This is a genomic window from Prevotella sp. P5-50 (assembly GCF_002251295.1).
Taxonomy (GTDB): domain Bacteria; phylum Bacteroidota; class Bacteroidia; order Bacteroidales; family Bacteroidaceae; genus Prevotella.
Genome location: NZ_NPJA01000033.1, coordinates 104,057 through 125,320, shown reverse-complemented (window position 1 = coordinate 125,320; position 21,264 = coordinate 104,057). Strand labels below are relative to the sequence as shown.

The window sequence follows — 21,264 nt, the reverse complement described above, 5'->3', positions numbered from 1 at the left end:
TTTCTTTTCATATCTGTCACAATCCTCTGCTTTTCTTTTCTAAAAACATCCTTTTAGAACAAGAATAGCGTAAAGTCGAATGATGTTTCGCCATTACGCGTACCAAACTCTATTGACCGATTAGGATTAGACAAATAGTGGCAGACCCTGTTGGTCTGCCACTATAATAGTATGATAATGAAGGATTGTGGTTACCATGCAGAACCCACAGAGATGTTGCAAATATAGTGTATATATTTGACAAACAACCATAAAGTCATGATAAATTCGGTATGTGAGATTCCCTCCTATTTATTATCAGAATGATGGGTAGTGATGAGCGGTTAGCCTTGCTCAGCCATATATGCCATCACCTTTTTAACCTTTTCCACATCTGTGGCACGTCCAGTGCGCAGTGAACCATGAATCTCTGTAGCTCCTGTGGCTTGCAGGATGATGGGTGCACTCACTTCTGTAACACCTGAACCACATAGGATGTTGAACGGATGACCATATTTCACAGACAGTTCTTTGGCTTTCTCTACGAGTTGACGGAGTAGGGGAATACCTTCTTCCGCTGTGGGTTGCTGACCCGATGTGAGCATACGAACGCATCCCATGGCAGCAATCTGTTCGATAGCCTCCATCGGGTTACGGCATCTGTCGAAAGCACGATGGAAGGTCACTTCGCAAGAGAAGGTGCCGTCTGGTTGGCGCACCATGTCCATCCATTTGCGACAAGCCTCCAAGTCGATGTCACCCTCTTTGGTGAGTGCTCCAATCACGATACCGTCAGCCTTTTCGTCGATGATAGCCATGCGTATGTCTTCTGCCATCTGTTCCACTTCGTCATCGGTATAGACGAAATCACCGCCACGTGAACGAATCAATACCTGCACACTCAAACCGCCTTCATGACAGCATTTTACTGCCTGACGGGTCAGTTCGCGATCGGGAGTCAGTCCGCCTACTTCCAAATTGCGACACAGTTCTATACGATTGCCACCGCCAAGGACAGCAGCCTCTACGCTCTCGATGTTTTCACAGCAAAGTTCTAATATCATATTTTTATTGAATGAATAGTGAATGCTCATGAATAGACCCCAGCGTTATTGTGCACTCTGATGGGAAGTGGCATTTGAGTTGATTTCGCTGTCGTCGAGTTGTAAGTCGCCCTTCACACTGTGTTGACTGGTGCGGAAGAGTACGTTCACCTTCTTGGTCTCTCCTGCCTTCAACGAGAACATGGTGCTATGGGTAAGCACATCGCCGCCTTTCAGTCGAGTGCCCGTGGTGAGTAGATAGTCGCCTTCAGGCAACATCAATCCTTCGTGGAATTTGCCTGTTACGGTAGGGTCATCGTCTGCATAGTCGAGTGGTGTGGGTCGTCCGTTGACCATTTTCGAAATGGTGTAGCCATGGTAGTACATGATGTCTTTCGGCACATCCAGTTGAAGTGTGCCCATTGCAACCTGTTCCACTTTCTCTTCTTTGTTAGCAAGTCTGAGCCATCCGCTTGTTGCTGTAGCGTTGTTGTCAGCCACCATTGCTTTGCCCAGTGGGTCGAGTTCCGCTTTCATGCCCAATGCCCGAGCGCCTGCAACGGTAAAGAGTTCGCGGCTTCGGTCGTTGCATCGTCTGCTGTTATAGATACCCACCACTGAGGTATAGAGCTGTTTTGGATTTTTGCTGTTATCTACAGCAATGTTTTGTTCCACCCAGTTGATCCATTCCTTAGCGGTCATCTTCGGCAGTTGTTTTTGCAGGAAAGCCACAAAGGGACGGAGGTGTTCGGTAGAGATGCGCACACCGCCACATTTTAGAGCCTCTTCGTTCATGAGGCAGGCATCGTGCAACACATCAATCGTCACGTCGCTTAGATCTTTCTCGTTGAGGCCTTTCAGCACGAGAGCCGTATGGGGGTGGTTCTCCTTGATGAATCGTTCTATTACCTTCCAGTTGCTACGCGCTTTGCGAAGCGTCTCGTCTTGTCCTTTGTAGAAAGTATGTTGCTGATAGGCAGCGCGTATGCTGTCTTCGCGCATCAGTCGTCTTCCATTTGCGCTGACTGTATCTACAATGCTGCGGTCAGGTTCTTGAAGTACAGTTGTCGGCACATGCCAGTCGTATTGCTCAGTCCATTCGCATCCTGTTTTGCGATTGGGGGTGATGGTCATGGTTGTGGTGTAGGCATCAGCCTTCATAGCTCCGTATCTATCGCCAGTGCTCACCCATACCTGCAGATCGCCGTATCCGGTTAGAAACGCAGCGCATCCTTCTGCATCTGTTTTTGCAGTATGCAAGGGATAAAACTCCGAATAGTTGTAGAGTCTGAAATCTACGGTGGCATTCTTGATGGGCGTTCCGTTCTCGTCCACCACTTTCACGTTGAGAGTCTTGACTGGAGCGTATGTCGTGGTGGTAGAGATGCTGTTGCCTTCATAGTCGAATGCCCTTACCAGCATGGCCCGACTTGCAGCCCAGTTGAACCATCCTTTGTCGAGCGTGGCTTCAGGTTCGCATGCTCCCAAGAATCGCCATTTACCGTCAATCCACACCTCAACCCATGCATGGTTGTCGTCGGTGTGTGCCCATCGTGGGCAATATACTTGTCGTGCAGGGATGCCCACGCTACGCATGGCAGACACAGTGAAGGTGCTCTCTTCGCCACAGCGCCCTATGCTGTTGCGCATGGTAGCCAGTGGTGCAGCGGTTCTGCCGTCGCTTGGTCGGTAGCTTACTTTCTCGTGACACCAGTGGTTGACTTCGAGTGCCGCCTCCTCCATAGTCATTCCTTTCAGTCGTGGCATCAGTTCTTTATAAATGGTGGCACGTGCTTCATCGAGTGCTTCGTTGTTGACACGCACGGGCAGTACGAAGTTTTGAAATTCCCATAGGGGTACGGTGTGTCCCCATGGCATGGTCTTTCTGGCTTTCAGTGCGAGTCGCACTTGGTTGCGCCAATAAGATTTGGGGTAATCCACGCTGTCGGGTGTGGGCATGTGCTGATAGAGGAAGTCAAGGCATTCGTTTTCAGTTTGTGCCATTGCGTTAGTTCCCAATGTCATCAGTGCCACTGTAGTAATCAGTAGGTGTTTCATCGTTTTCGTTGTGAAGTGATATTAGTCAATGGTGTCAGACAATACCCATGTACATGTGTCTTTACTGTGTTTGTTTTTAACTTCGATAGTGTTTACACCAGTGTCCAGTGTAACATTCTTCCATTGTAACACATTAACGTTGTCAGGAAATGCCTGTCCGTAAGACTTTCCATTGATATACAAGCTGGCAGGGCCGCTATTGCTAAATGCCAGTATAATAGTGGTTTTACAGCTTCTTAGTGTATTTCTCTTTCCTGCAATGTACACAAATTGATCGTCTTTGTTCCAGTTGGCTTTGTAGAAATAATAAGCGTCCTTCTTTGTGCGCCTGTCGTAAGTTACCAGTCCCTTGTCGTTGCGACCAGGAATGGTGCCTTCTCTACGACCAGCAGAAGCAAAGTCGAACATACACCAAATAAAGTTGCACCAGAGGTATGGGCGTTTCTGTAGTTCAGTCCAATTCCTGATGTGGTAATAGGTTTGCCAGTTTTCAGGATGCCATTGTCCTAATGGGTCTGGGTGAATTAATGAATCTGTTTGTTGGAATACGCATGCGCCTGCTCCATATTCGCTGATACCCATTTTCCTTTCTGGGTGTTTGCGGTGCTCGTTGTCAGCCCAGTTGCCAATTTCTCCCATTTTGTCGTCATACCATCCGAAATATTTGTTGAATGCAATCAAATCGGGTGTGCCGTTGAAATCATCATCTTGATTGCTTGCCCCCATTGTTGGGCGTGAAGGGTCTAATTGATGTGCCAAGTCATGGAGGTCTTTTGCCATTTTAGAAGGGCGGTCTAACCATCCAGAGTTGATTTCGTTGAAGAGTCCCCAAAACAAGATACAGGGGTGATTGTAGTTTTGTAGTATCAGTTCTTTTAACTGCTGACGTAGGTTCTCGTCATAGTTGGGGTTTGTGACATATACATTGACGAAAGGAATTTCAGCCCATGCTACCAGTCCGCGACGATCCATTTGTTGGTGTAGGTATTTGGATTGGGGGTAATGACTGAGTCTGATAGCATTGCATCCCATCTCCTGAACGATATCCAAGTCCTCGTCATGGTTGTACTGACGGAGTGCTGTGGCAATTTCTGCCCTGTCTTGATGCATGTTAACCCCATTGAGTCGATATGGCTTTCCATTCAGAAAGAATCCTTTATCTGCATCTGCGTGATAATAGCGGAATCCTATTGCCTCCTGCCTCCTGTCTATTTCTCGTCCATTCTTTCGCAATATGACAACAGCCTGATACAGAAACGGATCTTTCACTCCATTCCACAAGTGAGGATTGTCTATTGTAGTGGTCATTACCACCTTGTTCCCTTCCGATATTTCGTTGCAGACCAAGCGACGAAGTTGTTTCCCCCTGTCGTATAACTGAAATTCCACTTCGCAACCATCCAGTGATGTTTCTTTTGAAGAAAGTAGCGTTTCTATCTTCAATGCGGCTTTCTTTTCTGTTACCTCTGTTTGAGTGAAAAACACACCAGAACTTGCATAATAGTCAGGTGCAATACAAACATCATCGGTCACTATCAGTTCTACACCACGGTATAGACCGCCAAAGATATTGAAGTCACCACATATAGGTGCAATATCCATAGTTGGCGCATTATTGACACGAATCTCCAATGTACTCTCCTTTCCTGGTTTGATCAAGTCGGTCAACTCAGCCACAAATGCCGTATATCCGCCTTTGTGTTGTGTTACAAAATGATGATCCACAAAGACATCAGCCACTGTTTGTGCAGCACCGACTTTCAGAAATATGCGTTTCCCTTGGTATTGGATAGGAAGTTGCAGTTTACGGGTGTAGTTACACAGTCCGCGATAGTAATCGGTGTTGCCAAACATTCCGTCCTCTGCATTCCATGTATGTGGCAGGTTTACTTTTGTCATTCCAGAAGAAGCTTGAAAGCCACGGTTGAAAAGCCATCCATCGTTTAATGGTATATTGACAGAAGCTGATATAGATACAGTGAAAGTTGTTCCAATTAGAAACAATAGGAATAATACTTTTTTCATGTTAGTGTGGTATGTTATTGTTGGGAATAGTAATAGTCTTATGCAAAGTTACACTATTTGTCTGTGAATACCAAGCATTCGTGTTTGTTTCTTTATCGTTTAGGTGTTTTTGGTTATTGATGATAAGAAACGAATAATTCCGATGACAAGAGATGGTGGAAAGACTCTTGCGGTTGTGAAGATATTATAAAATATGAGTGAGGATGATACAGGTTTGCATGAAATGTTGTATCTTCGCCAATGAAAAAGCAAAGATAATAAAGATTGTAACGCAATGATAAAGAGAAAGAAAAGACGCTTCCAAGCCTCGGTTGCCATTGTTTTGATACTGGTGGCATTGATACTGGCAGGAGCCAGCAGTTATATGATCGACTATTCGTTGGGCTATCCACAACAAGAGCGTAACAGTGCCGAACATTGGCAAGACCGCATCAAAGACGAATGTCCGTGGACGACACACTGGATGGACTCTGTCTATCAGAACCACTGTGTGAAAGATACCTTTGTCACGATGCCATCGGGCTATCGTGCCCATGCCATCTACCTCTATGCGCCGAAACGCACCAACCGCACGGCGGTGGTGGTGCATGGCTATAAGGTGAGGGCAGAGGGTATGCTCCATATTGCCTATCTCTACAATCACGATCTGGGATTCAATGTGCTATTGCCCGACCTCTATGCCCACGGCGAAAGTGAGGGCGACCATATACAGATGGGGTGGAACGACCGTTGGGATGTGTTGCGATGGTCGGAAGTGGCTGATGGCATCTTTGCTGACGGGCAGTCAACGCGTCAGGTGATTCATGGCATTTCGATGGGTGCCGCCACGGTGATGGCGCTATCTGGAGAGCAAACACCCGATAGAGTGGAGTGTTTCGTGGAAGACTGTGGCTACAGCTCGGTGAAGGATGAGTTTGCTGCACAGCTGAAAGACCAGTTTGGACTGCCCGCCTTTCCGTTGATGACTACCACGTCGTGGCTCTGCGAGGCACGTTATGGCTGGTCGTTTGACGAAGCCCGACAGATCGACCAGGTGAGCAAGAGTGTGAAACCGATGCTCTTTATCCATGGCGACTGCGATGACTTCGTGCCTTATCGCATGCTGAAACCCCTTTACGAGGCAAAGACACACGGTCGCAAAGCCATCTATGTGGCAACAGGGTCAGACCATGCGCACGCCTATCGTGACCATCATCAGGAATATACTCAGCGTGTGAGGGAGTTCGTGCTCAGCAATCTTTTGAGCAAGAAGGTGAGAAAGTATGGAAACGTATAGAATTTCCCATTGAATCCTATGTTCTTGTTGCAGAGCTTGATGCCGTAACGGATGTCGGGATATTTTCCATCTTGCGCTGTTAGTTTTGACAGTGATTTAGTAGCATTGTCAGTGGCTTTAACCTCTACGGGGATGAGTGATTTGGCATCGCGGATAAAGAAGTCCATCTCAATAGTGGATTTCTCATTGCGATAGAAATACAGGTTGTATCCTTGTTTGACAAGCATATCGCTCACGATGTTTTCATAAATAGCACCTTTGTATGTGCCATAGTTTTTGTTTGTCCTTAGGTCTTCTTGTGATTCTTCGTCGAGTGAGGCAACCAACAATCCTGTGTCTTTATAATAGAGTTTATAGGTTTTGGGATCATAATTGCCTTTTAGTGGAAGGGTAAGTTGTGACAAACAATAGCATACGTTGATGATACCGGCATTGCGCAACCATTCAATGGTTCCCACATATTCTCTGTTTCTCGCTCCACGGGCAATTTTACTTATTTGGAATTTCTTATTGTCTTGTCCAAGGAATACGGTGATGTGGTCATAGACATTCTTGATTCTGCCTTTGTCGAGTCCGTGTGCATATTTGGTAATGTCTTCTTCGTAGTCGAGCAGAAGTTGTTGCTGCATTTTGAGTGTACCACTGAAGTTTTTGTTAGAGACAAACTGGTTGACCACAGCAGGCATGCCGCCAATGGTCATGTATTCACGGAATATCTTCTCCAGAATATCCATCTCTATACGAGTAAGTGGAGTGACGGTAGTCATTTTGTCGTATAGACTATTTATAAAAGAGGAGTCATAACCTTTTGCCCACAAAAACTCTTCGAAATCCATGGAATGCATGGTGTAATCTTCTTTATATCCTACACTATTTGATTCTATTTCCTGATAGTTGATGCCCATCAGCGAGCCAGAGCAGATAACATCATATCTGCCGTCTATCTTAAAGGCTTTCAGACTGGTGGCGCAGGCTGGGCAGTCTTGCATTTCATCAAAGAAGATAAGAGTGTTTGTAGGTTCAATCTTCAGAGAAGGATCGATAAGTGTTAGATTTCTGATGATGTCATCCACCTCGTAACCTTCTTCGAATATTGCTTTGTATTTGGGTTGCAATACGAAGTTGATGGCTACCACATTTTTGTAGTTGCTATGGGCAAATTGCAAGATAGAAGCTGTCTTTCCCACTTGTCGTGCACCTTTGACGATAAGAGGAAGTCTGTTCTCGTTTTTCTTCCATTCTTTTAGAATGCTGTCAATCTTTCTTTGCAAAAGCTTCATAATCAATACTTTTTGGTTCTATTTTGTTTGCAAAGATACTTGTTTTTCACAAAATTCCCAAGCGTTTTGGCTATAAAATCACAAAATTCCATAGTTTTTTGGTTTATTTCTCACAAAATTCCATGGTTTTTAGGCTATAAAATCACAAAATTCCTTGGCTTTTAGGCTGTAAAGTCACAAAATTCCATAGTTTTTAGACTGTAAAATCACAAAATTCCTAAGCGTTGACAACATGCTATTCGGCATGTTTCTGCCATACAGCCTGATGCGTAATAGCTGCTTGTTTTCTTAGTATGCTGCAAAAGCTATATATTTGGAGAAAAAAAGCAAAGGATGCGTTTTCTATGAAATAGGAGACATCGCGTGCATGCGCACACGCGATGTCGCACTTTTGTTACCACTCGACCACCAGACAGGGCTAAAACATTGAAGGAGAATGAAATGCCCTGTGTGGTCGAATGGCGGAAACTGTGATTTTCGACCACACATCGACCACCAAAATCAGATTTAGGGAGAGATCCTCGACGTCCTGTTTTGTTTGAAAAAAATGATGGATTCGGACGATGGCGAAAAAACAAAGCCGAAAAAAAATATTGGAAAACTCTTGCATTCGCTTATCAAATTTATTATCTTTGTAGGCGGAAAAACACACCACGCCCTATCAGCATAACGGGCATGAACCAGATAAAGAGAAACACATTTTTAAATTTAATAACTTAATAATTAACAGCTTATGAAAACACAACCTATCGAAACACAGACTGTCAAACGATTGATTACTGACCAATGGGCTTTTTGTTTCAATACCCAATGCCCGCTTGCCTCACAATGTTTTCGACAAATCTCTATGCAGTACAAAGATGCTGATCTCCACCAAGGACTTGCCATCTATCCCGATGCCATCAATAATGGAGATTGTCATTATTTCGTGCAATTGAAAATGGTGAAAACAGCATGGGGAATGAACAATATGTTGAAGCAAGTGGAGTATGGCAAAATTGGCGAAGTGCGTCAACAGTTGATCAATTATTTGGGCAGTATTACCACCTTCTATCGTTATAACCGAGGAGAAAAACATTTGTCTTCCGAACAACAGCAAGCGATTGCTGGTATGCTTAAAGACAATGGGTGTACTTATGTGACATTCGACCATTATGAAGATGAATACATGCTGACAGATCAGCCTATTGAATAAGTGTCAACCATGCAGGCGTATAAGTCTTTGCCCAACGTTTGATATGAGTCGTTTCCAACGTTGAAAAAACATCTTTCCAACGTTGAAAGAACATCTTTCTAACGTTTGACAATACTTTTATCCAACGTTTGACAATACCTTTATCCAACGTTTGACAATACTTTTATCTAACGTTTGATAATACCTTTATCCAACGTTTGATAATACTTTTGTCAGGTATGTGGCAATGGGCTGAAAATGTTGGATAGCCATGAAAGATACGGGCACCTGTATGGGGAAATAAACATAAGTTATTGAACAACAAATAAATATAAACACTATGAAATTCACAATTACAAGACGAAACACAAAAAACAGACAGACCTTGAGAACCGTTGACATCGTGAAATGGATGGAGCAAATTGCACATGATGATGCGCAACAGACTGTGGGAAAATTTCGAGAAGAGGTTGCCGACAGTATTTTGGGCTACGACTTTCATCATGCCATCCCCACTTGGCGCCATGTGTTCCCTGCTGCTGAATTTACAAAAGACAGCAACGGCAACCTTATGATGACCCGTAACAATGGTATTCTTATGTTGTATTTTGATGACATTATAGGGAAAGAATCACTCGAAAAAGCCAAGACAAATGCCGCTTTTCTGCCCTCTACCTACCTTGTGGTGACCGCTGCCGATGCTAAGGGCATCGTGGTGTTGGTGCGCTATGCCGATGAAAATGGCATGTTGCCTACTGATGAAGAAGTGGCAAAACACCTCTACCGTCAGGCAGCAGCACGCATCCGACCGCTCTATCTCACGCTGATTGAAGGAAAAGGGACGAAGGAAGTATCTACTTTGTATGATAATTTCCTCAACACTCTCGATGCCCATCCATATTACAATCCTCAGGCGATACCGCTTTGCGTGAATCGCTATGAGGTAGATTGTCAATCTGATATGTTGGATATGCCATCGCCTGTGAAAGTCGATGATGCAACGGAAAATCCGCTTTCGGAGATTAAGCGTATGATTGCCTATTTTGACAGTCACTACGACTTTCGCTATAATGATCTGATGAAATATACCGAGTATCTGAATCGGCAGAAAGCGTATTACGACTTCCAACCACTCGATGAACGCGTGAAAAAACGCATGGCGGTCGAACTCCTTCTGGCAGGAATCAATGTCTCCTATAAAGATGTGAGAAATTATCTTGAGTCGGATATCATACGCAAATACAATCCTATGGACCATTATCTCTACCGACTGCATGGAAAATGGGACGGACAAGACCATATCGGAGCATTGGCACGAACCGTGCCAACCGCCAATCCACACTGGGAAACATGGTTTCGCATCTGGTTTCTCGCCATGGTCAACCAATGGCGAGGACAGTATAACCGACGATATGGCAACAGTATGGTGCCTCTGCTCATTTCGCCACAGGGTTACCATAAGAGTACGTTTTGTCGCAGTTTGCTACCGCCCGAACTGCAATGGGGCTATAACGACAATCTTTTACTCAACGAGAAACGCCAGGTGTTGCAGGCTATGTCGCAGTTTCTGCTGATCAATCTCGACGAGTTCAACCAGATATCGCCCAAGGTGCAACAGGGTTTTCTGAAAAACCTCATCCAGTTGTCTAATATCAAGATCAAACGCGCTTATGGCACTCATGTTGAGGAATTTCCGCGTCTCGCCTCGTTTATTGCCACCAGCAATATGGACGATATCTTGGCAGATCCGTCAGGCAATCGCCGTTTTATGGCTATCGAGTTGACTGCTCCTATACGTGTGGATTGTCGTCCCAACCACGAACAACTTTATGCACAGGCAGTTGAGGCAATAGAAAATGGTGAGAAAACATGGTTTGACGAGGAACAAACTAAACTGGTCATGGAAAACAACGAGCGGTTTACCACCATCATCCCTGTTGAACAGTGTTTCGCAGCATGTTTCTCACCGGCAGCCAATGAGATGGAGGGTGAGTATCTGTCAGTAGCAAAAATCTATGCCGAACTGAAAACTCGGTTCGGCAGTGGCTTGAGTGTGGCGAATATACAAACACTTGGTCGTCACTTGAAACAGATTGCTGGTTTCAAAAGACGCAGAACCAAATACAGCACTGACTATCTTGTGAAACGCCTGTGAGGAACTAATCAATCTATGGTGTTCGATGGGTGTTCGATAAATGCGTTATAAACACCATCGAACACCATGTAGTTTGTTGTATGTCAATGTATTAGCAAAATGTGGTGTTCGGTGTTCAAATATTTCTTGAAAACTAAATTTATGTACGCCGGTCAGGGCTTTGACCACGCGAAACATCTTTGCTGATAGCAACGGTTAGAAGAGAAATGTGCTGAATAGATTGGTGTTGATCTCTTTCTGTTTCAGTTCGTTGCGCATTCTTTCCGTTGCCATCTTGAAGAAGAAAAGTATAAGGTGCTCATCAGTGGCTTCGGTGCGAATCATACGTAGTGCAGAGATATACTCTTGTCGCTGTTCTGCTGGGATGATCAGTAGTGGATGGCCTAAACGTAGCAAGATGTAGTTGCTGATGAGGCGACCTGTTCGTCCGTTGCCATCGCGGAAGGGGTGGAGGTATTCGTAGAAACCATGAAAGCGTGCAGCAATGACCATAGGGTGTGGTATTGCTATCGACGATGTTGCAGCAGACTGTGAAGTCTGCGCAGCAAGAATAGCTTTTTCGGTAGAAGCGAGAAGTTCGGGAACCTTTGCCACAAGTTTTTCGTGACTGCCAAAGACAGTGTCGCCTGCTGCCATATCTGTTGTGGTATATTCACCAGGTGTAGCATCTGGTGACTTATAGGATAGGGTGTGGCAAGTCACTCGCCTATTGGTTTCTTTCAGAAGTTCCTCGTTGAGTGGTGTTTGGATATGCTGGACGATGTATTCGAATGCATCGAAATGGTCAAGCATTTCGAATGCTTCAAGCAAACTCTTGCCTGCTGGAATCATGCCCAGTCCTTTTTCTTTCAGTTCGCGTGTGTCATCTACAGAGAAAGTGTTGCCTTCTATGGCACATGAATGGGTAGAGTAGAGTATCTCATTGTAATTGAGGTATTCTGCTCTGTCCATCTTGTTGACGACAATGTTTTGATATTGTTGTCGCAACTTCTCGTATTCGGCTATTTCTTGTTCGAATGTCATCGATTTTGCACGTTATGTGGGCAAAATTAAAGATTTATCCTCAATTATGCAAATCTTTTCAACTCTTTTCGTCTATGGCGGCTTTCCACGAAGTGTAGAAACTACATAGATGGTGCGGTTAGAAGAGCAGTGTGGTACTACTGGATGCGATGCTCTGGATGCATAACATCGCTGTAAATCAGATTCTTCTGTGCTTTAACACCTTTTGCCTTGAAGAGTTCTCTGACTGTGACAAAGCGGAAACCTTTGGCTTGCAGTATGGGGATGAGCTGATCGACAGCAGCAACAGTCTGTTCGTTGCCCTTGAAATCGTGGAGCAAGAAGATGATACCGTCACGTGCACAAGCTGTCAGGCGCTCTACACGCTGTTCGGCAGTGACATGGTCGAGCCAGTCTTCACAACCTTCACCACAGATGAATCCCAAATCGACATTATCATATAGTGTCTGGTTGACATTGATATATGGTGGACGGAAGAATACAGGCGCCTCACCCACATATTTCTCAACCAAAGCCGAGGTTGTCTTGATTTCTTTGCGGATAGAGTCGGGCGTGAGTTGCGACATTGGACTGTGGGTAAGACTATGGTTCTCAATCTCGTGGCCCTCGTCGTGGGCACGTTTCATCACTACGGCACTCTCTTCGGTGATATTGTTGCCAATGACGAAGAAAGATGCCTTGACACCATGTTTCTTCAATACATCGAGCATGTGGACAGTAGTGGTGGTGTTGGGACCATCGTCAAAACTGAGGGCCACCAGTTTTTCCTGAGCGAGTAGAGTCATGGTCTGTATAGCCATAAACAATAGTAATGTTAGTTTTTTCATTTCTTTTATGTATAGGTTAGGCGGATGTTCCGCACTGGCAAAGGTACTATAAAAAAATGAATCGCACAATAGAATGTAGGAAAAACATATCCGTGCGGTGTGAAATCAAAACTCCACGTAGGGTTCCAAGCGTTTCAAATCATGTTCGCTGAATGCGGCAGAAAACTCTAAGTCTGCCAGCGAGTGGATCCGACCATAGAGCCGGCGATAGTCTATGATATCTTTAGCCTGATAAAAATTGATGTAGGGGTGACGCCGCAAAGCAGAGAACGACAACTCGTTGATTTTCAGTTTGGCAGGATTGGGCTTGCTGATGACGAAATACTGTTTGGCCTGTTTGGGAAAATTCTCAATCTCGTCGAGTTGGTTGACATCCACATAGCCACCAATCCATTTACCATGGCGAATAATCTCCTTGGCATAGAACGTGCCGATGCCAGGCACTTGACGCAGCGTTTCCTCGTTGGCAGTGTTGAGCACGATGCGTTGGGTGTTGGTAATCTTCTTAATCCATTTCGTAGTGTCGCGATGCTGGTAGAGCGAGTCACGTCGCATACGAGATGTGTCGCGTGGGTGACGGTCGTCGGCAACCAGTGATGCTGCCGACTGATAGTCTGCCGAGATGCGGATATAGGGTTCCAGTCGGCGGTAATCCTTGACGGTCAGTCCGTAAAGGCGAGCAAAATCGGCTTTAGTGCGATAGATGCCACCTTTCGACCTGTATTTATAAATGTTGCGCACCTGCCATGGGCGCAGTCCCAAACGGAGCAGTTGGGTAGAGTCGGCTGTATTTGGATCAAACACAAACGACTCCACCCGCTGTCCTTGGGTGTGATAATAGCGATGCTTGGACTTTTCAGGAGCTTCTTTACGTGCGCGTACCGATTCTGTATGGTTGTCGTCGGTCAGCACAAAAAGGATTCCCATCATGGCGATACCCACGATGAGCAACGAGATAATGACCCGGCGGTCGCTATATACCATGGCAATGCTTATTTGGCAGCCAGAACCTCTACTTCGACCAAAGCCCCTTTGGGCAGACGGTCAACGGCAACAGCCGAACGGGCAGGGTAGGGCTGAGCAAAAAACTCGGCATAAACCTCGTTCATAGCAGCAAAATCGTCCATAGAGTCGAGATAGACAGTGGTTTTTACCACATGACTCAAATCGGTGCCTGCGGCTTCGAGTACATGTTTGGCATTGGTGAGGCACTGGCGAGTCTGTTCCTTAACACCGCCTTCTACAAAGTTGCCGGTGGCAGGATCTACAGGAATCTGTCCAGATGCGAATACGAAACCGTTTACTTCGATGGCCTGACTGTAAGGACCGATGGCTGCTGGAGCCTGTTCTGAATGGATTTGTTTCATTGTCTTTTTCTTGTTTTAGCCCCCAAGGGTCGTTAGACCATTAGGAGATGTTTGGGTTAGATATTTGTTTCTGGTCCAAAATTACTGCTTTTTCCGCAATAAACCATCATTGGCGGTGTTTTTTTCTATGTTACATGTATTTTTATATGAAAGTGTTAAAACCTCTATAAAACGACACAAAATGGCCCAAAACCATCCTTTATATGGGGAAAATGTGTTGTTTGGTACATGATGAAAAGGTTTTGATACATGATATAGGTTATATAAAGTGTATGTTACACACTGTAAACTACTCGTGCGAAATACTTCGTAACTTTGCAATCAAACTAAACAAACCATTTAGACTCCAATGCAGTCTGGGTTATGTAAAACAGGAAAAACCATGGTACATGGTTTCCTAAAACTAAAAAAGAAGCAATGCAACTATTCAACTATTCAAAATCAATTCGGCTGTGGCTGATACTCCTGCTTTTTGCAAATGTTGCAAGAGCAGGGGCACAGACCACAACCGAATTGCCTGCTCTGAAGGTTAGCGGCAAACAGTTGGTTGATCCCACTGGTAAGGCTATTCAGCTGCACGGTGTGATGGATACCCCCAACCGCTATTTCAACGGATGGCGATGGCAATCGTGGAAACCCGGTTACGACACAGCCGACATTCCACCATGTCTGAATTTCTTTGAGAAAATCTTCACGGCTATTACCGACAAGTCGCAAGGGTCTTATTGCAATGTGTTCCGTCTGCACATGGATCCTTGTTGGACCAATAGCGGAAATGCAACCAATGAGGCGGATATTTCTAAATTCTCGCTTGCTCGCTATAAGACTTTCCTCAATCAGCTTTATATACCTCTTATAAAGAAAGCGCTTGCCCACGGACTTTATGTCATTGTGCGCCCTCCAGGAGTTTGTCCGCAGCATATTAAGGTGGGTGATGGTTATCAGAATTATCTGAAGACCGTTTGGCAGGAATTTGCACAACATGAAGAGATTAAAGCGTTGGCAGGTAAAGTGTCTATCGAACTCGCCAACGAACCCGTCAATGTATATTCGGCTAATGGCGTAAAGTATGGGTATGACTATGGTAAAGGACAATTCCTCGCTCCCAATGCCTTGCACGATTTCTTCCAACCCGTAGTAGATGTTATTCGTCAAGCAGGATTCACCGGAATAATCTGGGTGCCTGGTGCAGGTTATCAGTCGAACTATGTGGGCTATAAGGAGTATCCTATCAGTGATAATAACTTTGGTTATGCCGTTCATGTCTATTCTGGATGGTATGGCAACATTACCGATAATAACTGCAATCCACAGACTTTCATTACCAATTTTCATAATGATGTGCCTGTAGTGGATTTCAAACCCGTCATGGTGACCGAGATTGATTGGTCGCCAGAAGATCCCGGACGAACATCGGAGGGACACTATAATGAGTGGAACCAATGGGTCGTTCCCAACTTTGGCAGTTGGGCAACTGGTTCGACGTCGAAATGGGGCGCAGCTTGGAAAGCCGTGCATGACCACTTCGGTAATATCGGTATGACACTCACCCATACCCATGACTATCTCGATATTGATGAATATCTCGCCAATGGCACTGTGCGACCAGCGTTCCAGAATGCCAAAAAGTATAATCTCTTTGAGGAGTGCTGTGCCTATGCCTGCTTCCAATGGTATAAAGAATGGTGGGAGAAACAACAAAACGCTTCGGGCATCGGTTCGGTGGCTTCTTCACAGGAAGTGGCTCACACCTATTATTATAATATAAGAGGTGAACGGGTGGAAAAACCGCAAAAGGGTGTTTATATCATTAAACAAGTGTTAAAGGATGGAACTATGCGCAATCGCAAGGTGTTATCGTCTAAATAAAGTATTTGTTACTCTGTGAAAAGTGAAAACTATAGTAAATACGTAACTTTGTACGCAGAAATAAGCTTGTGAATTCAGCAACCTAAAACAAAATATGAATCAAAAATGAAAAAAACATGTGTAAACAAGTGTTAACAATGAAGCGTTCGCTCTCTTTGATCGCGATGCTGATGCTCTTCACTTTGGGCGCATTTGCCCAGAAGGGAATCACGGTCAAGGGTACGATCGTGGATGGTTCTGGTGAAAGTCTCATCGGAGCTACAGTGAGAATTAAGGGAGATGCCAGTTCAGGTACGGTTTCCGACTTCGACGGTAATTTCTCTATCAACGTGCCTTCTGAGGCTTCCGTTCTGGAATTCTCATACGTCGGCATGGTTACCAAGAGCGTGAAGGTTGGTAAGCAGCGCAATCTGCGTATCGAACTTTCTGACGATAACGCTCTGCAAGAGGTAATTGTTGTTGGTTTCGGTCAACAGAAGAAAGAGTCTGTGGTCGGTGCCATTACGCAAACCACGGCGAAAGTGTTGGAGCGCACCGGTGGTGTGACCAGTTTGGGACAGGCCTTGGCGGGTAACCTGCCTGGTGTTGTTACCATGCAGACTACTGGTCAGCCTGGTGATGAAGATCCAACCATCACCATTCGTGGTGTGACGTCGTGGAACAACAGTGCACCTCTTATCCTTGTTGATGGTATCGAGCGCCCCATGTCGAGCGTTGATATCAACTCCGTTGCTACCATCTCCGTGCTGAAGGACGCATCAGCCACAGCAGTATTCGGTGTACGTGGTGCCAACGGTGTAATCTTGATTACCACCAAACGTGGTGAAGAGGGCAAGGCTACGGTCAATGTTAGTGCAAGCACTACGCTGAAGAGTTATTCGAAGCTTCCTGATATGATGGATGCTTACGATGCGCTCAGTCTGCGTAATGATGTAATCGAGGCTGAGTTGCCCTACCGTCCTGAGGCTTGGGCTTACTATCTGACTCGTGACCGTATTAATAAGTATCGCCATCCTGCCAACCAGGAGGAGTTTGAACGTTATCCTAACGTAAACTGGGTCGATGAGTTGCTGAAGGACGTCGCAGTTTCGTATCAGGCTAACGTGAATGTCTCTGGCGGTACTAAATTTGCCAAGTATTTCGCAAGTGTCGATTACGCTCATGAAGGTGACATCTATAAGAAGATGCCTTCACTGCGTGGTTACGAGCCAGGATTTTCTTACGACCGTGTCAACGTGCGCAGCAACTTGGACTTCAATCTTACCAAGACAACTAAATTGCACGTAAACCTCTCTGGTTCACACGCAGTGAAGAAAGCTACACAGGGTCAGTATGAAAATCTCGTTTGGTCTGCTTTCTATGGTATCTCACCTGATGCCTTCCGTCCTATCTACAGCAATGGTGCTTTCGGTTACTATGCTCCGAACCCCGACCAGGCTGCTACCAACTCTATGATGGACTTGATCGTGAACGGTATCGGTTATACTACTAACGACCGTTTGAACACCGACTTCACCTTGGAACAAGACCTCGGCTTCATCACCAAGGGATTGCGTGCACAGGTACGTTTGGCATTCGACAACGCCTTCAATGAAACAGGCCGCGGTATTGATGATACCACCGACTGGGAGGATGACTTCACACAGTGGATTGACCCTGAGACCGGTAAGATTGTAACCAATGTTACTACCGACAAGAACTACAAGTTTGACTTTAAGAACAACAAGGCTTGGAAAACAGGTGCTGGTAGCGTGAACGACTGGATGTCATATCGTCGCTTGAACTATTCTGCACAGGTTAACTGGCAGCGTCAGTTCGGTCAGCACAACGTAGGTGCCATGGGTAACTTCAACCGTGAACAGTATGCTACCGGTAGCCAGCAGCCTTACTATCGTGAGAACTGGGTATTCCGTGCCACATACGACTATGCTCATAAATATATGATTGAGTATAACGGTGCGTACAACGGATCTGAGCTCTTCTCACCCGACAACCGTTTCGCATTCTTCAACTCAGGCGCTATCGGATGGACTATCAGTGAAGAGAAGTTCATGAAGGTGCTTCGCGATAAGCACATTATTGATATGTTGAAGTTCCGTGCTTCTTACGGTGAAATCGGTGACGACCAGGTGTCAAATCAGCGCTGGCTCTATATGGACCTCTGGGCTAACTCAGGTGCCTTCCGTCAGAACAGTACAGGTGTGGATCCTGCAAAGAGCCCCTATACTTGGTGGCAACAGACACAGTTTGGTAACCCCGACCTCCACTGGGAGAAAGCTAAGAAGCTCGACATCGCTGCCGACTTCGGATTCTTCGGTGGCCTGATCACTGGATCGTTCGACTACTTCAAGGAGAAGCGTTCCGATATTTTGATTACAGGTAACAACCGTGCCGTTCCTTCATACTTCGGCGGTGGTGCTCCTGCAGTCAATAAGGGTAAAGTGAACAGTGAAGGTTATGAAGTTGACATCCGCTTCAATAAACAACTCAATAAGGACTGGCGTCTCTGGGGTAACGTATCGTTCACCCACGCTAAGAGTGAAATCATCGACCGCGATGACCCAGAACTGAAACCTATCTACCAGAAGAACGCTGGCAAGGGTATCGGTCAGACCTACTGCTATGTTGACAAGGGCTACTATAACAACTGGGACGAACTCTATGGTAGTACCGCTCACGACCAAAACGACGACGAGCGTATGCCCGGTAACTATATCATCCTTGACTATGATGGTGACGGTAAGATTACCTCTAACGACTATATTCCTTACGGATTCACCAGTATCCCTCAGAATACCTGTAACTTCCAGATTGGTGTTGACTTCAAGGGATTCTCTGCTTTCGTACAGTTCTATGGCACCAACAACGTATCACGTTCAGTGGGCTTGAGCAGTCTCGGCGGTACACGTAACACCGCTTACCACGAAGGTAGCTATTGGACTAAGGAAAACCAGAACGGTGATGTGCCCCTGCCACGATGGCTGACTAAGAAGAGCCCATATACAGATGGTACACGCTTCATGTTCGACGGTTCATATCTCCGTCTGAAATATGCAGAAATCGCCTACACCTTCTCTAAGGAGAAATGGCTCCACTCACTTGGACTTCAGAGTCTGAAGCTTTTCGTCAACGGTAACAACCTCGCCCTCTGGACTGATATGCCAGACGACCGTGAGTCAAATACCGGTGGATGGAGTGCTTATCCTACTCAGAAGCGTTTCAACTTAGGTTTCAAAATCACACTTTAAACGCAAAGAAAATGAAGAAAACATTTATATATGTTCTTGGTGCACTTTTCTGCATGACACTCGGACTCAGCTCATGTACCGATTATCTGGATCGTGATGAGCAGACCGTGTTGTCGAAAGAAGACGCCTTCAAGAACTTCAAGAATTTCCAGGGATATGTCGAGGTGATGTATAACGTCATCCCCGATGTTGCCAAGCACTACTGGGTAAGCTCATTCAACTGGGGAGAAGATGAAATCATCACTACCGGTGCCGGCGAATATCTGGCTGGCTACTCAGTTGATAAAGGTTCATACCGCGACTTCCTTTACGGTTCGGGTAAAAACGGTAGTACTTTCTTGGACCGTGACTGGTCTATTGATCAGGGTTCCAACCAAGACGACCGTTTCAAGAAGTCACTCTGGGGTGGTGGATGGTATGCCATCCGTCAGGCAAACATCGGTCTGAAGGCCCTTGAAGATGGTATGCTCACTGATGCTACTCAGGAACAACGCAATTTTATCAAAGGTCAGTTGCTCTTCTTCCGTGCATGGTTCTATTTCGAACTGACTACCTATTGGGGAGGTCTGCCTTACATGACTGAACCTCTCAATCCACAGGAGCAGTTCAGACTTCCACGTATGAGCTATCAGGAGTGTGCAGACCACATGATTGCAGACTTCCGTGAAGCCGCTAAACTGTTGCCTGTCAATTGGGATGATACCGATACTGGTCGTCCTACCAAGGGTAACAACATCTTCCGTCCTAACAAGATCTGGGCACTCTCATATCTTGGTAAAGCTGCCCTCTATGCCGGTAGCCCACTGATGGTCAATGGAACAGACAACGATTTGCGCACTTATGATGCCAACTACTGTAAGATTGCTGCCGATGCGCTCGGTGAAGTGATCTCTATGGTAGATAAAGGCCAGTGCCAGTATAAACTTGTTGACTTTGCTGACTACAGCAAACTGTTCTATGAGCGTAAGGACTTCTTGATGCCTGGTTCTACCGAAGCTATCATGCGTAGCCCTTCATTCGGTGCTGACTCATACTGGCGCCAGATGAACTCATACCAGATCTCTGCTATCTGTAACGGTGACGGTATCATTCTCTGTCCTACTGCTAACTATGTAAACTACTATGGTATGGCTAACGGACAACCTCTCTATAACGAAGATGGAACTGTCAACGCTGCTTCTGGTTTCGATGAGCATCATCCTTGGAAAGGCCGCGACCCACGTTTCTATCACGACATTGTCTATGATGGTGTGAAGATGATCAAAAACGTGGCTGCCGATAAAGACAAGTATGGTCCTTACGAGTTTGCCAACTTCTATAATGGTGGTAATGGCGTGAACGACCCGAAGTCAACCTCACGTACTGGTTATCTGAACTATAAGTTTATACCCATCGGTGCTAACTTGGCTGATAACGATTATGGTTGGGGATTCCACATGCACCTCTCATGGCTGCGTTTGGCAGAGGTTTATCTGCTCTATGCAGAGGCTACTGCAGAGGGTTATGGAAGTGCCACAGCGAAAGCCAGTGGATGCAATCTCTCTGCCGAGGATGCTATCAATGTGATTCGTGACCGTGCAGGTGTGGCTCATGTTGATGCAAGCTTTACTGGTAGCGTAGAGAAGTTTATGAGTGAAGTACGCCGTGAGCGTGCTGTAGAGTTGGCTTTCGAAGGCCATCGCTTCAATGACCTCCGTCGTTGGAAACTCCTCACCGTTTATCCTTACACTATCAAGACCAAGCAGACATTTGACCGTGATCCAAGTGTGCCCTTCGATGGTAATGCACCAAAGGACAATGCTGTGGTCAACTTTGGACAGGAAGTTCTCGTGACACGTAAGCTTTCGGCTAAGCACTATTGGTTGCCATTCCGTATCGATGATGTTACGATGTATCCTGAATTCGGCCAGAATCCTGGTTGGTAATGGTAATATTAATGA

General features: G+C 45.6%; 14 protein-coding genes. 6 read left to right on the top strand and 8 right to left on the bottom strand.

Annotated features, from left to right (window positions below):
* Positions 1–323 precede the first annotated feature (323 nt).
* The 3 genes from CIK88_RS07665 to CIK88_RS07655 are packed head-to-tail and all read right to left on the bottom strand — an operon-like array spanning position 324 to position 5,105.
* Complete coding sequence (locus CIK88_RS07665) at positions 324–1,043, bottom strand: copper homeostasis protein CutC (protein WP_158214662.1); 720 nt, start codon at positions 1,041–1,043, stop codon at positions 324–326.
* Between the two features lie 45 nt (positions 1,044–1,088).
* Positions 1,089–3,080 (bottom strand): transglutaminase domain-containing protein, encoded by a 1,992-nt coding sequence (locus tag CIK88_RS07660; protein ID WP_094435605.1) that lies wholly within the window; start codon positions 3,078–3,080, stop codon positions 1,089–1,091.
* 21 nt (positions 3,081–3,101) lie between these two features.
* Complete coding sequence (locus tag CIK88_RS07655) at positions 3,102–5,105, bottom strand: glycoside hydrolase family 2 protein (protein WP_094435603.1); 2,004 nt, start codon at positions 5,103–5,105, stop codon at positions 3,102–3,104.
* Between the two features lie 274 nt (positions 5,106–5,379).
* Here CIK88_RS07655 and CIK88_RS07650 point away from each other — a divergent pair, with 274 nt between their 5' ends.
* Positions 5,380–6,381, top strand: coding sequence for an alpha/beta hydrolase (locus CIK88_RS07650; protein ID WP_094435601.1), 1,002 nt, complete (start codon positions 5,380–5,382; stop codon positions 6,379–6,381).
* Here CIK88_RS07650 and CIK88_RS07645 read toward each other — a convergent pair.
* Entirely contained in the window at positions 6,312–7,661 is a 1,350-nt protein-coding gene (locus tag CIK88_RS07645; RefSeq protein ID WP_094435599.1) for an ATP-binding protein, read from the bottom strand. The two genes, CIK88_RS07650 and CIK88_RS07645, sit on opposite strands and share 70 nt — an antisense overlap.
* Before the next feature lie 733 nt (positions 7,662–8,394).
* Here CIK88_RS07645 and CIK88_RS07640 point away from each other — a divergent pair.
* Positions 8,395–8,856 carry a DUF6078 family protein gene (locus tag CIK88_RS07640; protein ID WP_094435597.1) on the top strand — a complete coding sequence of 154 codons (462 nt, stop codon included), beginning with the start codon at positions 8,395–8,397 and terminating at the stop codon, positions 8,854–8,856.
* A gap of 319 nt (positions 8,857–9,175) precedes the next feature.
* On the top strand, positions 9,176–10,990 hold the full coding sequence (locus tag CIK88_RS07635) for a VapE domain-containing protein (protein WP_094435595.1): 1,815 nt from the start codon (positions 9,176–9,178) through the stop codon (positions 10,988–10,990).
* A 195-nt stretch (positions 10,991–11,185) separates the two neighbouring features.
* Here CIK88_RS07635 and CIK88_RS07630 read toward each other — a convergent pair whose 3' ends face one another.
* The 4 genes from CIK88_RS07630 to CIK88_RS07615 form a co-directional block, all read right to left on the bottom strand.
* Positions 11,186–12,013: a Fic family protein gene (locus CIK88_RS07630; RefSeq protein WP_094435593.1), complete on the bottom strand. Its 828-nt coding sequence runs from the start codon at positions 12,011–12,013 to the stop codon at positions 11,186–11,188.
* A gap of 137 nt (positions 12,014–12,150) precedes the next feature.
* Positions 12,151–12,840: a polysaccharide deacetylase family protein gene (locus CIK88_RS07625; protein WP_094435591.1), complete on the bottom strand. Its 690-nt coding sequence runs from the start codon at positions 12,838–12,840 to the stop codon at positions 12,151–12,153.
* 105 nt (positions 12,841–12,945) lie between these two features.
* Positions 12,946–13,824 (bottom strand): helix-hairpin-helix domain-containing protein, encoded by an 879-nt coding sequence (locus CIK88_RS07620; RefSeq protein ID WP_094435589.1) that lies wholly within the window; start codon positions 13,822–13,824, stop codon positions 12,946–12,948.
* 8 nt (positions 13,825–13,832) lie between these two features.
* A complete protein-coding gene (locus tag CIK88_RS07615; protein WP_094390588.1) occupies positions 13,833–14,207 on the bottom strand; it encodes a RidA family protein in 375 nt (124 codons plus the stop codon).
* A 417-nt stretch (positions 14,208–14,624) separates the two neighbouring features.
* Between CIK88_RS07615 and CIK88_RS07610 the strand changes: the two genes are divergently transcribed.
* From CIK88_RS07610 to CIK88_RS07600, 3 genes are all read left to right on the top strand, one after another.
* Positions 14,625–16,076 carry a cellulase family glycosylhydrolase gene (locus CIK88_RS07610; RefSeq protein ID WP_094435587.1) on the top strand — a complete coding sequence of 484 codons (1,452 nt, stop codon included), beginning with the start codon at positions 14,625–14,627 and terminating at the stop codon, positions 16,074–16,076.
* Positions 16,077–16,213: 137 nt separating this feature from the next.
* Positions 16,214–19,324, top strand: coding sequence for a TonB-dependent receptor (locus tag CIK88_RS07605; protein ID WP_254046870.1), 3,111 nt, complete (start codon positions 16,214–16,216; stop codon positions 19,322–19,324).
* An 11-nt stretch (positions 19,325–19,335) separates the two neighbouring features.
* Positions 19,336–21,249: a RagB/SusD family nutrient uptake outer membrane protein gene (locus CIK88_RS07600; RefSeq protein ID WP_094435583.1), complete on the top strand. Its 1,914-nt coding sequence runs from the start codon at positions 19,336–19,338 to the stop codon at positions 21,247–21,249.
* The last annotated feature ends 15 nt before the right edge of the window (positions 21,250–21,264 follow it).

Excerpts from the sequence above, each read along its gene's own strand:
- CIK88_RS07665 (WP_158214662.1), bottom strand. The coding sequence starts at position 1,043 with ATGATATTAGAACTTTGCTGTGAAAACATCGAGAGCGTAGAGGCTGCT.
- CIK88_RS07660 (WP_094435605.1), bottom strand. The coding sequence starts at position 3,080 with ATGAAACACCTACTGATTACTACAGTGGCACTGATGACATTGGGAACT.
- CIK88_RS07655 (WP_094435603.1), bottom strand. The coding sequence starts at position 5,105 with ATGAAAAAAGTATTATTCCTATTGTTTCTAATTGGAACAACTTTCACT.
- CIK88_RS07650 (WP_094435601.1), top strand. The coding sequence starts at position 5,380 with ATGATAAAGAGAAAGAAAAGACGCTTCCAAGCCTCGGTTGCCATTGTT.
- CIK88_RS07645 (WP_094435599.1), bottom strand. The coding sequence starts at position 7,661 with ATGAAGCTTTTGCAAAGAAAGATTGACAGCATTCTAAAAGAATGGAAG.
- CIK88_RS07640 (WP_094435597.1), top strand. The coding sequence starts at position 8,395 with ATGAAAACACAACCTATCGAAACACAGACTGTCAAACGATTGATTACT.
- CIK88_RS07635 (WP_094435595.1), top strand. The coding sequence starts at position 9,176 with ATGAAATTCACAATTACAAGACGAAACACAAAAAACAGACAGACCTTG.
- CIK88_RS07630 (WP_094435593.1), bottom strand. The coding sequence starts at position 12,013 with ATGACATTCGAACAAGAAATAGCCGAATACGAGAAGTTGCGACAACAA.
- CIK88_RS07625 (WP_094435591.1), bottom strand. The coding sequence starts at position 12,840 with ATGAAAAAACTAACATTACTATTGTTTATGGCTATACAGACCATGACT.
- CIK88_RS07620 (WP_094435589.1), bottom strand. The coding sequence starts at position 13,824 with ATGGTATATAGCGACCGCCGGGTCATTATCTCGTTGCTCATCGTGGGT.
- CIK88_RS07615 (WP_094390588.1), bottom strand. The coding sequence starts at position 14,207 with ATGAAACAAATCCATTCAGAACAGGCTCCAGCAGCCATCGGTCCTTAC.
- CIK88_RS07610 (WP_094435587.1), top strand. The coding sequence starts at position 14,625 with ATGCAACTATTCAACTATTCAAAATCAATTCGGCTGTGGCTGATACTC.
- CIK88_RS07605 (WP_254046870.1), top strand. The coding sequence starts at position 16,214 with ATGAAGCGTTCGCTCTCTTTGATCGCGATGCTGATGCTCTTCACTTTG.
- CIK88_RS07600 (WP_094435583.1), top strand. The coding sequence starts at position 19,336 with ATGAAGAAAACATTTATATATGTTCTTGGTGCACTTTTCTGCATGACA.